This is a genomic window from Gordonia polyisoprenivorans, assembly GCF_017654315.1.
In the GTDB taxonomy this organism is placed as follows: Bacteria; Actinomycetota; Actinomycetes; order Mycobacteriales; family Mycobacteriaceae; genus Gordonia; species Gordonia polyisoprenivorans_A.
In genome coordinates, this window is the sequence record NZ_CP072203.1 from 4,093,293 (window position 1) to 4,106,795 (window position 13,503).

The following is a 13,503-nucleotide window of genomic DNA, read 5'->3' on the forward strand; positions in this document are numbered from 1 at the left end:
CGCACGCGTGACGCGTACGGGCGATCGGGAGTACCGCGCAGCGCGGCTCAGGTCGTGGCGCGGGTGACGTCGGCGGTGACACCGTCTCCGAGTTCGATGGCGCCCGGGGCACCGGCCTGCACCACCTCGAAGACCACCGCGAGGACCTCCCCGGCGATCATGTCGGCGTGGCTTCGGGCCCAGTCCAGACGTTCGGCGGGCACCACCAGACGCACCTCGATCCGATCCGACACATCCAGGCCCAGAGAGCGTCGGGCCTCCTGGAGCTCGCGGACCCGGTCCTTGGCCCATCCCTCGGCCTCGAGCTCCGGGGTGACCGCGGTGTCGAGAACGACCAGCCCCGCACCGCCGGGCAATTCGGCGGTCGATTCGGGTTCCTCGGCGACGAGCCGGCGCGTGTACTCCCCCGGCTCGAGGTCGATACCGGCGGCACTGACCACCTCGGTGCCGTCGTCGATGACGCGCACCGCCCAGTCACCGGCCTTGACCGCCTTGATGACCCGCTGCACGTCCTTGCCCAGCCGCGGACCGGCAGCCCGCGCGTTCACGGCGAGTTCCTGTCGCCCATAGGCATCGGCGTCGGTCGACAGCGTCACCGACTTCACGTTCATCTCGTCGGCGATCAGATCGGTGAACGGTTCGAGTTGCCCGGCCGTCGGCGAGGCCACCGTCAGCCCCGGCAAGGGCAGACGCACCCGCAACTTGTTGGCCTTGCGCACACTCGACGCCGTCGAGCACACCGCCTGCACCTCGTCCATCGCCGCCACCAGCGCCGCGTCGGCGGGCAACTCGTCGGCGGTGGGCCAATCGGTCAGATGGACCGACCGCTCACCGGTGAGCCCACGCCAGATCGCCTCGGTGGCCATCGGCAACAGCGGCGCGGCAAGGCGAGAGGCCACCTCGAGCACGGTGTACAGCGTGTCGAAGGCATCGGCGTCGGCGTCCTGACCGGCCCAGAAGCGAGCCCGGGACCGGCGCACGTACCAATTCGTCAACGATTCGACGAAGCGCCGCAACGAATCACACGCGCCGGCGATGTCGTAGGTGTCGAGCGCGGTGGTCATCTCGTCGCGGGTCAGCGCCAGCTTCGCCAGGATGTAGCGGTCGAGCACGTTGGTCGAATCGGTCCGCCACGTCGCCGGCCTCTCGGCGTAGAGCGCCAAGAAACTGTACGCATTCCACAACGGCAGCAACGCTTGTCGCACACCTTCGCGGATGCCCTTCTCGGTGACCACGAGGTTCCCGCCCCGCAGCACCGGCGAGGCCATGAGGAACCAGCGCATCGCATCGCTGCCGTCGCGGTCGAAGACCTCGTTGACGTCGGGATAGTTGCGCTTGGACTTGCTCATCTTCTGCCCGTCGTCGCCGAGCACGATCCCGTGCGCGACAACACTTTTGAATGCGGGCCGATCGAAGAGCGCGGTGGCGAGCACGTGCAGGTTGTAGAACCAGCCCCGGGTCTGACCGTTGTACTCGACGATGAAGTCGCCCGGATTGTGCGGCGCCAGGCCGGCCTCGGCGTCACCGTCGAACCAGTCGGCGTTCTCGAACGGGTAGTGCACCTGCGCGAACGGCATCGAACCCGACTCGAACCAGCAGTCGAAGACCTCCGGCACACGACGCATCGTCGACGCGCCGGTGGGGTCGTCGGGATTGGGCCGGGTCAGCTCGTCGATGTAGGGCCGGTGCAGATTGTCCGGACGCACCCCGAAGTCGCGCTCGAGCTCGTCGAGCGAACCGTAGACATCGGTGCGGGGATGATCCGGGTCGTCGGAGACCCACACCGGGATCGGCGCACCCCAGAACCGATTTCGGCTGATGTTCCAGTCGCGGGCACCCTCGAGCCACTTGCCGAACTGACCGTCCCGGATGTGATCGGGCGCCCAGGTGATCTGCTTGTTGAGTTCGAGCATGCGCTCCTTGATCGGGGTGACCGCGACGAACCACGACGGAACGGCCATGTAGATCAACGGCTTTCCCGACCGCCAGGAATGCGGATAGGAGTGCTCGATGGTCTCGTGCCGAAGGATGCGCCCGGCCCGACCGTCCGGTCCGGACTGGACATGACCGCCACCGGCCTTGAGGTCCTTGATGATCGCCGGGTTGGCGTCGAAGACCATCTGCCCCTCATAGGTCGGCACCGCCGAGGTGAACCGGCCACCCGGATCGAGCGGCTGAACGACCTCGATACCGTTGGCGGTGGCGAGCTCCATGTCCTCCTCGCCGAACGCGGGAGCCAGGTGCACGATACCGGTGCCGCTGTCGGTGGTGACATAGTCGCCGAGCAACACGCGATGGGAATTCGGGTGTCCGACAAAGAAATCGAACGGCGGCAGGTAGTGCAGGTCGGCGAGATCGGCGCCCGGGTACCGGCCGAGTTCGGTGGTGTCGCCGAGTTCACCCGTATACGCACCCAGCAACGCCTCGGCGAGCAGGTAGTCATGCCCGTCGGTGGCGCGCACGTGGACGTAGGTGACCTTCGGATTCACCGCGATCGCAAGGTTGCTCGGCAACGTCCACGGGGTGGTCGTCCAGATCAACGCGTTCACACCGTCGAGCGGGCTGCCGGGCGCCACGAGCGGCATGGTCACGGTGACCGCCGGGTCCTGGCGCATCCGATAGGCGTCGTCGAGCTTGGACTCCTGGTTGCTCAGCGGTGTCTGCTCGTACCAGCTGTACGGCAGCACCCGATAGCCCTGATAGATCAAGCCCTTGTCCCACAGCCGCTTGAACGCCCACATCACCGACTCCATGTAGTCGATGTCGAGGGTCTTGTAGTCGTTGTCGAAGTCGACCCAACGGGCCTGACGGGTCACGTACTCGCGCCACTCACCGGTGTACCGCAGTACCGAGTCACGGCAGAAGTCGTTGAACCGCTCCATGCCCATCTTCTCGATCTCCGACTTGTCGGTGATCCCGAGCTGGCGTTCGGCCTCCAATTCGGCGGGCAGACCGTGTGTGTCCCAACCGAACCGGCGCTCGACCTTCTTGCCCCGCATCGTCTGATACCGCGGGACGACGTCCTTGACGTAACCGGTGAGCAAGTGCCCATAGTGCGGCAGACCATTGGCGAACGGCGGACCGTCGTAGAAGACGAACTCCTCCGCCTGGGACTTTTCCTCGACAGACGCGCGAAAAGTGTCGTCGGCGTCCCAGTACTGCAACACGGTGCGCTCGACGTCGGGAAACGACGGCGCACCACGCTCGCCGCCGGTCATGTCGACGCGCGGATAGATCCGGCTCCCGTCGTCGGCGTGCGAAGACGCACCGGTCTCGGCGGACTGGGGGGTGTGCGGGGACTGACCCACGTCGGTCACGGCTGGTCTCCTCGTGCCATCTCGATGCTTCTCGGCACGGGGACGCTAACCGTTCCCGGTTGCGCGGTACCACCCCGCTTGCGTCGACGACGATCGACGCCACTCAGGTCCCGCGCATGTGGTGACCGTGTCACGGGACGCGGGCTGTGACGGGCCCACCCGCCCGGTTCTACTGGGAACGACCCGACGGGGACGTTCGGTTCTTCCGGGTGCTCCCCGGTGATGGCCGGATCGACGCGAGACCCAGTGTAGCCGTGCACGACCGGGTCGGACCAAATCGTTTGTCGTCACCCACGGCCGTTGTCGTCACCGGCTGCTCTGCTGTCACTGCTGGGGCGGGCGCCAGTCCGGATGCAACGGATCGATCTTCTCCGGCCGCTTTGCGGGCTCCGATTCACCCGACGGCGTCGTGGACCCGGGATCGGAGTGCGTCCCCCGAGAGCCCTGCGGAGTCGGCGCCGGACCGGGCCGGAACCCGCCGGACCGGGGTGAGCCCGAGTCGAACCGGCCGGACTCGAACTGGCCGGACTGGGGCGGACCGGATTGGGGCGGGCCGGGAGGGCGTTGCCGCCCCCGTGGGTCGTTGCCGGCGGTCGGGCCGGAAGGGTGGGGAACGCCGGGGTTCGACACCGGGGGGCGCGAGCGGGTGTCGGCAGCGCCGACCGACCGCAGATAGTCGGCGTATCCCCGCTCGGCGGTCGAGGGTGCGGCGGGCCGACCGGGGGCTGTGACACCGGGCCCGGGCGGAGGCGGAGTAGTAGCCTGCGTCGGCACGGACTCGGGCGGACGGGAATCGGTCGCGCGTGAGTCCGGCGGGGTGTCGGGTGCGTCGGGAGACGCGATGACGCCCTCCCAGAGGGCCCGACGACGATCCTCGGTCGACTGTCCGTCGGTGTCGGGGCCGTGCACCGACTCCGACTGCGGATCCCCGGTGTCCGGCGGCCGCGGCGGGTACCGGTCATCATCGGTGTCGTCGCCGGCGTCCTCGCGCGCAGCGCCGAAGCCGAACCCACCACCGGCCTGCTCGTCGTCGGCCTTACCGCGCCGACCACTCCAGACGATGTCGGCGACGAGGAAGATCAGGCCGACGAGGCAGACCACGATGCAGGCAATCGCGAGCCACAGGGTGCCGGTGATCAGGCCGACAACAAGTAGGACGAATCCGACAAGCGTGGCAGCCAGCGCCAGGGTCAGCACGTCATCGACCTAGTGTCGTCCCGCTCAGCTCTGCGAGTAGCTGCTGAATCCACCGTTGCCGGGATCGGTGGAGAACGACTGATCGGCCGGGCGTCCACTCTCGACCGGAGCCGCGCTACCGCGCTGCTGGAGTTCCTCGAGCTGGGATTCCAGGTAGGTCTTCAGACGCGTACGGTACTCACGCTCGTAGATCTTGAGCTGTTCGATCCGTCCCTCGAGTACGCCACGCTGCTGGTTGATGGTGCCCATGATCTCGGCGTGCTTGCGCTCGGCGTCGCTCTGCAGGGCGTCGGCACGTTCCTGTGCCTGACGCAGCTGCGCCTCCGAGCGGGTCTGCGCGTCGGCCAGGATGGCCTCCGAACGCTGTCGCGCATCGGCGAGCATGGCCTCGGACTTGCTCTGTGCCTCGGCGACCATCGAGTCCGACCGCTGCCGCGCGTCGGCCAGCAACGAGTCGGCTTCCTGGCGTGAGGTGCTGGTCAGACGATCGGCGGTCTCCTGCGCGAGCGCCAAGACCTTGGCCGCACGGACGTGGGCGTCGCCGTCGACCGGCGCCGCCGCCGGCGCGGGGGCAGGCGGGGCCTGGGGTTCGGGAGTGGACACCGCGGCGAAGACCTGGGTGTGGTCCTCCGACGGCGCAGGCGCCGCAGCGGCACCGGACCGCGCCTCGGTGAGCTCGCCCTCGAGTTCTTCGACGCGTTGTTTCAGATCCGAATTCTCGTCGATAAGACGTGCGAGTTCTGCTTCGACAAAGTCGAGGAACTGATCCACCTCGTCTTCGTTGTAGCCGCGTTTACCGATAGGCGGTTTGCTGAACGCGACGTTGTGCACATCAGCTGGTGTCAGCCGCATGTCGGTTCCCCTCAATGTCGTTCGAGCTTGTCTTGGTCGAGCCTTGTGCCAGCAGTTCTGCGTCAGTCGAGCAGTTCTGCGTCAGTCGAGCAGTTCCACGCTGTCACGTGTCCCATTACAGACTGTCACTGACCATTCATACCAGTCAAAATCTGTAACTGGCGTCTTATCCTGTCACATCTGAACCGTTCGTAGTAGGACATCGATGTCGTCCTGCAATCAAACAGTCACTCAACCATGACATCAGCAATACGGTCTCGGGCCAAGTCCCCGGTCACATCCCCAGCGCCGACGCCGCGGCGCCCATGCGGAATGACCCGACCACCTGCATCGCGATCACCACCAGGATCAGCACGATCATCAGCGACAGGTCCAGCCGCACCGGGCCGAGCGGAATCGGCGGGATGATCCGCCGGAACAGTTTGATCGGTGGATCGGTCACCGTGAAGGTGATCTCGATGATCGCCACGACGATCCCCGTCGGTCGCCACTCCCGAGCGAAGGTGCGCACCAACTCCACAACGAGCCGGGCCAGCAACAGCAGCCAGTAGACGAACAGGATGTACCAGATGACTTCGAACACAATCGCCACTTCTCAAGAGTGCCTGACGTGAGGCGCCCGCGGCCGCACCGGGGTTCCGGCACGTCGCCGCGGGCGCGAGGACGCTGATTCGGGGGATTTGCCGCACATGTCGCATTGTGCTGCGACATCGGGCAATCCGTACCGGTCAGGACTGGTTGTAGAACCCGGTCTCGGCGATCTTGCGCCGATCCTCGGGCGAGACATCGATGTCGGCCGGTGAGAGCAAGAACACCTTGGTGGCCACCTTGTCGAAGGAACCACGCAGCGCGAATGCCAGTCCGGCGGCGAAGTCGACGAGACGCTTGGCGTCGTCATTGGTCATGTTGACCAGGTCCATGATCACCGGATTGCCGTCGCGGAAGCGTTCACCGATGGTGCGCGCCTCACCGTAATCGGACGGACGCAGGGTGGTGATCTTGTGCAGCGGGCCGTCGGCGAAGACGCGCTCGAGGTCTCCCCGATCGGAGCCGCCCGGCCGGCCGGCTCCGGTCGCGCGCAGCGTCGCGCCGCTCGACCGCTGCAGCGGCTCGAGTCGTGTGGCCCGCACCCGGTCGGAGGACACCTCGGTGGCCGCCCGGACGCCTCCACCCGCGTAGGCGTATTCGGCGCCCGCATAGCCGGGTTCGTATCCCTCGTAACCGCCCACCGCGTACCGCCGCTCCTCGGCGTAGACCTCACGATCGCGGCCGGCCACGCCGACCTCACGGTCCCGGTAGCCGGCGTCGCGGTAGTCGCCGTACGCGGAGTCGGCGAGCGCTTCCTCGCGGTAGGAGGAGTCGCCGTAGTAGTCGTCGCGGTAGGTGCGCTCACGCGCGGCGGCCCGGACCGGGCCGGGGCCGGGCTCGTCGAGGTAATCGTCCTCGTACTCGCTCGGAGGCACCATGCCGAAATATGCCTTGAACTTCTGCATCGTGGTCATGTGCTGGGCCTCTCTGGTCATCCGACGCTCACGAGCGGGTGGTGCAAATGTTGCCGGTGTGTGAGCTGTTCTCGATGGTTCTGATGTGACTTGTGTGATTACTGAGAGAGTATCGGCCGGGATCCCATGATCGCGGTACCGACACGCACACATGTCGAGCCGTATTCGACGGCGATCGCCATGTCGCCACTCATGCCGGCCGACAGCGCTGTCGCATCCGGATGCTCCTGCAGAAACTTCTCGCGGATACGCGCGGTCTTCGCCATCCACTCCCGCACCTCACCGTGCGTCGGCGCGATGACCATCAGGCCCGCCAGCCGCAACGTCGGTGCGTCGGCCACCCGCTGCGCGAGTTCGGGCAACTGCCCCTCGACGACACCCCCGCGTGTCGGGTCGTCGTCGAGGCTGACCTGACAGAACACCCCGAGCGGCTCGGAGCGCACCTGCTCGTCCAGCGCCACCCCCGCCGCCGACGCCAACTGGTCGACGAGCTTGTCGCGATCCACCGAGTGCACCGAACGCGCCCATCGCGCAACGGTTTTCGCCTTCTTGGTCTGCACGCTGCCGATCATGTCGAACACGGCTCCGCTGCCGTCGACAAGTGAACCGAGTTCGCCGATCTTGCGGCTCGCCTCGGGCTCGCGGGATTCGCCGAACTCGCGCTCCCCCAGCTCGATCAGACGCGCGACGTCGGCGGCCGGAAAGAACTTGGTCACCACCAGCAACTCGACGTCGCCCGGCGCCCGACCGGCGCGGGCCACGGCCGCGTCGAGTTCCCCGCGCACCGTGGCCAGGCGCTGCGCGAGCTCCTCGGTGCGCGGATCGCTCACCGGTCGATCCAGATGACCGACGCCAGCCGACCAGTCGGCGCACCGCGCCGGTGACTGAACAGACCGGTGTCGGAGATGGTGCACCGCGGGTCGACGGCCACCGAATTCACTCCGACGGCCAGCAACTGCCGCCGGATTCCGGCGCGCAGATCGAGACCAGCGGTGCCCTTCGCGGTCCGGCACGCACTGCCGGGCAGATGCTCCTCGACGTCGCGCTGCATCGCGTCGGGCACCTCATAGCGGTCACCTCCGGCCGCCGGGCCGAGAAAGGCCCCGATGCGTTCGGGACGCGCGCCGAGCCGGATCATCGCGCGCAGGGTGGCCGGCACGATGCCGATACGGGCACCGACGCGGCCGGCATGGACACCGGCGATGACACCGGCCTCGTCGTCGCTGAGCAACACCGGCACACAATCGGCCGAGAGCACCGCCAGGGCCACCCCGGGCAGGGCGGTGACCAGTGCGTCGGTGGCCGGCACGCGGATCGAGGGGCCCACCTTCTCGACATCGGGCGAGGTGAACGTCGACTCGTCGACCACGGTCACGTTGCGGCTGTGGATCTGCTCCATCCACACCACCCGGGACTCGTCCACCCCGATCTGGCGGGCCAGACGCGAACGATTGGCCGCGACCGCTGCCGGGTCGTCGCCGACGTGATCGCCGAGATTGAAACTGTCGTAAGGCGCCTGCGAGCTGCCGCCGGCGCGGGTGGTGACCACCCGACGCACCCGGGCCGCCGTCGCCGGTCCGCCGGTCCCACCCATGACTATCGCTTCATGAAGGAGGGCACATCGACGTCGTCGTCGTCGAGGGTCACGTTGTTGCGACGCGGCCGCTCCGGCGTCGACGACGAGGCGAAGGGATCGCCCTGGCCGGACGGCATCTCGCCGAACAGCGGGTCGTTCTTCGCCGGTCGGGACACGTCTCCGGCCTGCGCGGCGCCGACCTTGCCCGCTCCGGCAGCCGGGGCATCGGCACGCTTGCGCGGCGAGCCGCCGTCGAATCCGGCGGCGATGACGGTCACCCGGACCTCGTCACCGAGGTTGTCGTCGATCACCGTGCCGAAGATGATGTTCGCGTCCTCGTGGGCGGCCTCCTGGACCTGGGTCGCGGCGTTGTGGATCTCGAACAGACCGAGGTCACTGCCACCGGCGATCGAGATGAGCACGCCACGCGCACCTTCCATCGACGCCTCGAGCAACGGCGAGTTGATCGCCGACTCGGCGGCCTTCTTCGCTCGGTCCTCGCCGCGCGAGGAGCCGATCCCCATCAGGGCGCTACCCGCATCGCTCATGACGCCCTTGACGTCGGCGAAGTCGACGTTGATCAGCCCCGGGGTAGTGATCAGGTCGGTGATGCCCTGGACACCGTTGAGGAGCACCTCGTCGGCGCTGCGGAAGGCATCCATCAGGCTCACCTGGGCGTCACCGAGCTGCAGCAGACGGTCGTTGGGGATGACGATCAGGGTGTCGCAGGATTCGCGCAGCGCGGTGATCCCGGCCTCGGCCTGGCCGCCGCGGCGCTTGCCCTCGAACGCGAACGGCCGGGTCACCACGCCGACGGTCAGCGCGCCGAGCTTGCGGGCGATCTGGGCCACCACCGGTGCGCCACCGGTGCCGGTGCCGCCGCCCTCTCCCGCGGTCACGAAGACCATGTCGGCGCCCTTGAGGAGCTCCTCGATCTCGTCGCGGGCGTCCTCGGCCGCGCGCCGGCCGACCTCGGGATCGGCCCCGGCGCCGAGCCCGCGGGTCGAGTCACGTCCGACGTCGAGTTTGACGTCGGCGTCGCTCATCAACAGCGCCTGGGCGTCGGTGTTGATGGCGATGAACTCCACCCCCTTGAGCCCCTGCTCGATCATGCGGTTCACGGCGTTGACGCCGCCGCCGCCGATGCCGACGACCTTGATCACGGCCAGGTAGTTGTGCGGTGGCGTCATGACGCTCGCCTTCCTCTTGTCGATCGCGAAACCCTAAACCTCAACCATAGATTCAGAGTTATGTCAAGTAGTGATGTTGGGATTGACGCTAGGCATCACCACCCCGGTGGGCCAGCAGGTGGCCCGGCGTGTCGCCAAACTCGTGTCCTCCGACACCGATTCGCACGGCGTCGACACCGGATTCTCAGCGAAAGGCGGGAAAATTCGGCGCCGAGACGTTGTACTCGGTCGCCTTCTGGCTGAGCAGGTAGCCGAGCGTGCGCGCCTTCTCGTCGTTGCGGGTGTCGTCACCCCAGATGACCTTGCGGTCACCGGTCAACGCGAATTCGATGTCCACCGGCGAATTCGCGATCACCCTGAGCACGAGCCCCGACAACTGCGGAGGCAGGCCCGCGGTCACCCCGAGCGCAGCGCGCGTCGTCGGATCGGCCGGACCGGGCGTCGCGGTCTGCAGCACCGGGAGTTTCTTGATCTCCGGCGGAATCGAGGAGTTCGGGTACGTCAGGTACCCCACCCCGGACCGGTCGAGCACGTGCACCTTGTCTCCGTCGGGAACCACCGCGACCGGCACCCGCTCGGTGACGGTGATCTGCAGGGTCGAGGGATAACCGCGCTGCACCCGCGCCGAGGCGATCGACGGGATGGCCGCGATCCGCCTGGCCACCGCCTCGGTGTCGACCTGCAGCAGTGGCGTCCCGGGAGCCACCGCGGCGGCATCGAGGATCTGCGCCCCCGGAACGGTCCGGTTGTCACTGATCTCGGTGTTGCGCACCGACATCAACGGCGTCAGGTAGGCGATGAGCACCAGACCCACGACCACCACGGCGGTCAGGACCACGCCGAGAACGATCCGCGGACGACGACGCTGCGGCAGGACACGCATCAGCGCTCACCGCCGCCCGTTTCCCCGGCATCGGCAGCACGATCCCCGCCGGACCCGCGATGTGCGAGGGCGGCCAGGATTTCCGGGCCCTGCATGGTGATGTCGCCCGCGCCGAGGGTCAGCACCACATCCCCCGGTCGCACCAACCCGGCCACCGTGGCGGCAAGTGCGGACAGATCGGGCTCGAAGCGTGCCGCACGCGCCATCCGCTCGACGATCATCCGGCCGCTGACACCGGGTACCGGCTGCTCTCGTGCCCCGTACACGTCGGCGACCACCACCGCATCGGCGAGGTCGAGCGCGGCAGCGAATTCGTCGGCGAATTCCTCTGTGCGCGAATACAAGTGGGGCTGGAATACTGCGACGACGCGGCGTCGGCGCCCGGACTCGTCGCCGTCGACCATGGCGCGCGCGGCCGTGAGTACCGCGGCCACCTCCGTCGGATGATGGGCGTAGTCGTCGAAGACCTCGACCACTCCCCCAGCCGTCGAACCCCGCTCGGCGGCCTCTCCGCCCTCGGCACCATCGTCGTCGAGGCCCACGCGACCCTTGAATTCGAATCGCCGGCGCACACCGGCGAACGCCTCGATACCCGCGATCACCGCCGAGAGATCACCGCCCGCACACGTGGCGGCGACGATCGCGGCAATCGCATTGCGCGCCATGTGGATTCCCGGGATCGTCAATGCCACCGAGCGATCCACGGAGCCGTCCGGCGCCGACGCCTCGGGCTCCACCGACCCGGCACCGACGACCGGCGCACCGAAGCGCACACCGATCTCACTGCCGGCCGCCGTCGGCGCCCACGACGTCATCGTCGCCACCACCCGCACACCGTCGGGAACCTCCACCTCCGGCGCGCCGTAACCCAGCACCGACACGCCACGCCAAGTCAGGGACGCCGCACACCGCTGTGCGAGCGCAGCGGCGCCCGGATCGTCGAGACACACCACCAGCGATCCACCCGGCTTGATCCGCGCGACGAACTCGTCGAACACCGCGACATAGCGTTCGACCGTGCCGAAGAAGTCGAGATGATCGACCTCGATGTTGGTGACCACCACGATGTCCGGGACGTATTCGAGTAGCGAGCCGTCACTCTCGTCGGCCTCGGCCACGAACACCGACCCGCTGCCGTGATGGGCGTTGGTACCCGACTCGTTGAGCTCACCACCGATCGCGAACGACGGATCGAGGCCACAATGCTGTAGCGCCACCACCGTCATCGAGGTGGTCGAGGTCTTGCCGTGCGTGCCCGCGATCAGCACCGACCGATACCCGACCATCAACTCCGCCAGCACATGCGGACGCAACAGGATCGGAATCCGGCGCGATCGCGCGGCAACGAGTTCCGGATTGGTCTTCGGGATCGCGGCATGCGTCGTGACCACCACCGACGGACCGCCGGGAATCTGGTCGAGCGCCGAGGGATCGTGCCCCACCTGGATCAGGGCCCCGCGGGTGCGCAACGCCAGGATGCCGCGACTGCTCTTGGCGTCGGACCCCGACACCTGCGAGCCCCGCGCGAGCAGGATGCGCGCCAGACCCGACATCCCCGCGCCACCGATCCCGACCATGTGGACACGGCGCAGGTGGTCGGGCAGCTCACCGACCACCGACCCCGAGACATCGCCGGTCATCGGTTCACCTCCATCGCCGGATCCCGCACGAGAACTCACGTCGGCACCAGACATGCCGACTCCCCAATTGTTCACTGCTCAGGCGTCGAAAGCGGCGAACGAAACGCGGCCGACAGCGGCTTGCGATGCTCACCGGCGCGAAAACGTGCAGCCAGGTCCAACGCCGCCCGCGCCACCTCGGTCGCCGCGTCGCGGTGTCCCGTACCCGCCGCCGCCGCCGACATCGCCGCCAACCGTTCCGGATCCGACAGCAGCGCGGGTACCTCCCGCGCCACCCAGGCGCTGGTGAGATCGTCGTTGTCCACGAGCAGCCCGCCGCCCGCACGCACCACCGGCAGCGCGTTGAGCCGCTGCTCCCCATTGCCGTGCGGCAACGGCACATAGATCGCCGGAAGCCCGGTCGCCGACACCTCGGCCACCGTCATCGCACCCGAGCGGCACACGACGAGGTCGGCCGCGGCATACGCGAGATCCATCCGCTTGAGATATCCGACACCGCGATACGGCGGTGCCCCCGCAGGCGAGACCGGATCGATCGAGTTCTTCGGCCCGTACGCGTGTAGGACACCGATGCCCGCCCGACCCAACGCCTCGGCCGCACCGGCCACCGCCGCATTCAACTGCGCCGCACCCTGCGAGCCGCCGAACACCAGCAGCGTCGGAGCGTCCTCGTCGAGACCGAAGTAATGACGAGCCTTGGCGCGCAACGCCATCCGATCCAACTCGGCGATCTGCCCGCGCACCGGGATACCGACCACCCGCGCATCGGCGAGCCCCGAACCGTCCACCGCCGCGAGCACCACATCGGCGAACCGAGCACCCACCTTGTTGGCGATCCCCGCACTGGCATTCGCCTCGTGGATCACCACCGGCAACCGCCGCTTGCCCCGCAGATGCGCCTGCGCCGCGAGATACGCCGGAATCGACACATAACCACCGAACCCGACGACCACGTCGGCATCCACCGCCGCCAACGCCTTACGCGCCGCAGCCACCGACCGCGCAAGTCGCAGCGGGGTCTTCGCCAACTCGACGCCCGGCTTCCGCGGCAACGGCACCGGCGGGATCAACGACAACTCGTAACCACGCTCGGGAACCAGCGTCGTCTCCAGCCCGCGACTCGTGCCCAACGCGGTGATCCTCGCCTGCGGATCCAGCCGCCGCACCGCATCGGCGACCGCCAACGCGGGCTCGATGTGCCCGGCGGTACCGCCACCGGCCACGACCACCGAGAGCGGGCGAGAATCCGATCCCTCGGCCCGGGCAGCACCCTGCTCCTGTGATTCCATCGCGGGTCGTCAACTCCGTTCCGCCGCCACTCGGCGGTCAACCATCACGTTCAACTA

At 67.9% G+C, this 13,503-nt stretch carries 11 protein-coding genes; all 11 read right to left on the reverse strand.

The features are described from left to right. Positions 1–47: 47 nt before the first annotated feature. The gene (ileS, locus tag J6U32_RS18465; protein ID WP_280118962.1) at positions 48–3,317 is read right to left on the reverse strand and encodes an isoleucine--tRNA ligase; all 3,270 of its coding nucleotides are present in this window, start codon (positions 3,315–3,317) and stop codon (positions 48–50) included. A 324-nt stretch (positions 3,318–3,641) separates the two neighbouring features. Continuing rightward, the gene (locus J6U32_RS18470; RefSeq protein ID WP_208796357.1) at positions 3,642–4,514 is read right to left on the reverse strand and encodes a hypothetical protein; all 873 of its coding nucleotides are present in this window, start codon (positions 4,512–4,514) and stop codon (positions 3,642–3,644) included. Between the two features lie 24 nt (positions 4,515–4,538). Continuing rightward, the gene (gene wag31, locus J6U32_RS18475) at positions 4,539–5,366 is read right to left on the reverse strand and encodes a DivIVA-like cell division protein Wag31 (RefSeq protein ID WP_208791593.1); all 828 of its coding nucleotides are present in this window, start codon (positions 5,364–5,366) and stop codon (positions 4,539–4,541) included. Between the two features lie 274 nt (positions 5,367–5,640). Continuing rightward, positions 5,641–5,958 carry a YggT family protein gene (locus J6U32_RS18480; protein ID WP_014360347.1) on the reverse strand — a complete coding sequence of 106 codons (318 nt, stop codon included), beginning with the start codon at positions 5,956–5,958 and terminating at the stop codon, positions 5,641–5,643. A gap of 136 nt (positions 5,959–6,094) precedes the next feature. Continuing rightward, entirely contained in the window at positions 6,095–6,868 is a 774-nt protein-coding gene (locus tag J6U32_RS18485; protein WP_208796200.1) for a cell division protein SepF, read from the reverse strand. A gap of 98 nt (positions 6,869–6,966) precedes the next feature. Beyond that, on the reverse strand, positions 6,967–7,698 hold the full coding sequence (locus tag J6U32_RS18490) for a YggS family pyridoxal phosphate-dependent enzyme (protein ID WP_208791594.1): 732 nt from the start codon (positions 7,696–7,698) through the stop codon (positions 6,967–6,969). Then, complete coding sequence (gene pgeF / locus J6U32_RS18495; RefSeq protein ID WP_208791595.1) at positions 7,695–8,462, reverse strand: peptidoglycan editing factor PgeF; 768 nt, start codon at positions 8,460–8,462, stop codon at positions 7,695–7,697. Before pgeF ends, J6U32_RS18490 begins: the two co-directional genes overlap by 4 nt. 2 nt (positions 8,463–8,464) lie before the next feature. Then, complete coding sequence (ftsZ, locus tag J6U32_RS18500) at positions 8,465–9,634, reverse strand: cell division protein FtsZ (RefSeq protein WP_006370500.1); 1,170 nt, start codon at positions 9,632–9,634, stop codon at positions 8,465–8,467. 184 nt (positions 9,635–9,818) lie between these two features. Next, a complete protein-coding gene (locus tag J6U32_RS18505; RefSeq protein WP_208791596.1) occupies positions 9,819–10,517 on the reverse strand; it encodes a cell division protein FtsQ/DivIB in 699 nt (232 codons plus the stop codon). Next, complete coding sequence (gene murC, locus J6U32_RS18510) at positions 10,517–12,157, reverse strand: UDP-N-acetylmuramate--L-alanine ligase (protein ID WP_208791597.1); 1,641 nt, start codon at positions 12,155–12,157, stop codon at positions 10,517–10,519. Before murC ends, J6U32_RS18505 begins: the two co-directional genes overlap by 1 nt. 71 nt (positions 12,158–12,228) lie before the next feature. Then, positions 12,229–13,446 carry an undecaprenyldiphospho-muramoylpentapeptide beta-N-acetylglucosaminyltransferase gene (murG, locus tag J6U32_RS18515; protein WP_208791598.1) on the reverse strand — a complete coding sequence of 406 codons (1,218 nt, stop codon included), beginning with the start codon at positions 13,444–13,446 and terminating at the stop codon, positions 12,229–12,231. Positions 13,447–13,503 lie beyond the last annotated feature (57 nt).

What these genes read in the sequence shown, in the direction of transcription:
- murC (WP_208791597.1), bottom strand. Translation starts at nt 12,157, where the DNA reads ATGACCGGCGATGTCTCGGGGTCGGTGGTCGGTGAGCTGCCCGACCAC.
- J6U32_RS18505 (WP_208791596.1), bottom strand. Translation starts at nt 10,517, where the DNA reads ATGCGTGTCCTGCCGCAGCGTCGTCGTCCGCGGATCGTTCTCGGCGTG.
- J6U32_RS18485 (WP_208796200.1), bottom strand. Translation starts at nt 6,868, where the DNA reads ATGACCACGATGCAGAAGTTCAAGGCATATTTCGGCATGGTGCCTCCG.
- ftsZ (WP_006370500.1), bottom strand. Translation starts at nt 9,634, where the DNA reads ATGACGCCACCGCACAACTACCTGGCCGTGATCAAGGTCGTCGGCATC.
- wag31 (WP_208791593.1), bottom strand. Translation starts at nt 5,366, where the DNA reads ATGCGGCTGACACCAGCTGATGTGCACAACGTCGCGTTCAGCAAACCG.
- pgeF (WP_208791595.1), bottom strand. Translation starts at nt 8,462, where the DNA reads ATGGGTGGGACCGGCGGACCGGCGACGGCGGCCCGGGTGCGTCGGGTG.
- murG (WP_208791598.1), bottom strand. Translation starts at nt 13,446, where the DNA reads ATGGAATCACAGGAGCAGGGTGCTGCCCGGGCCGAGGGATCGGATTCT.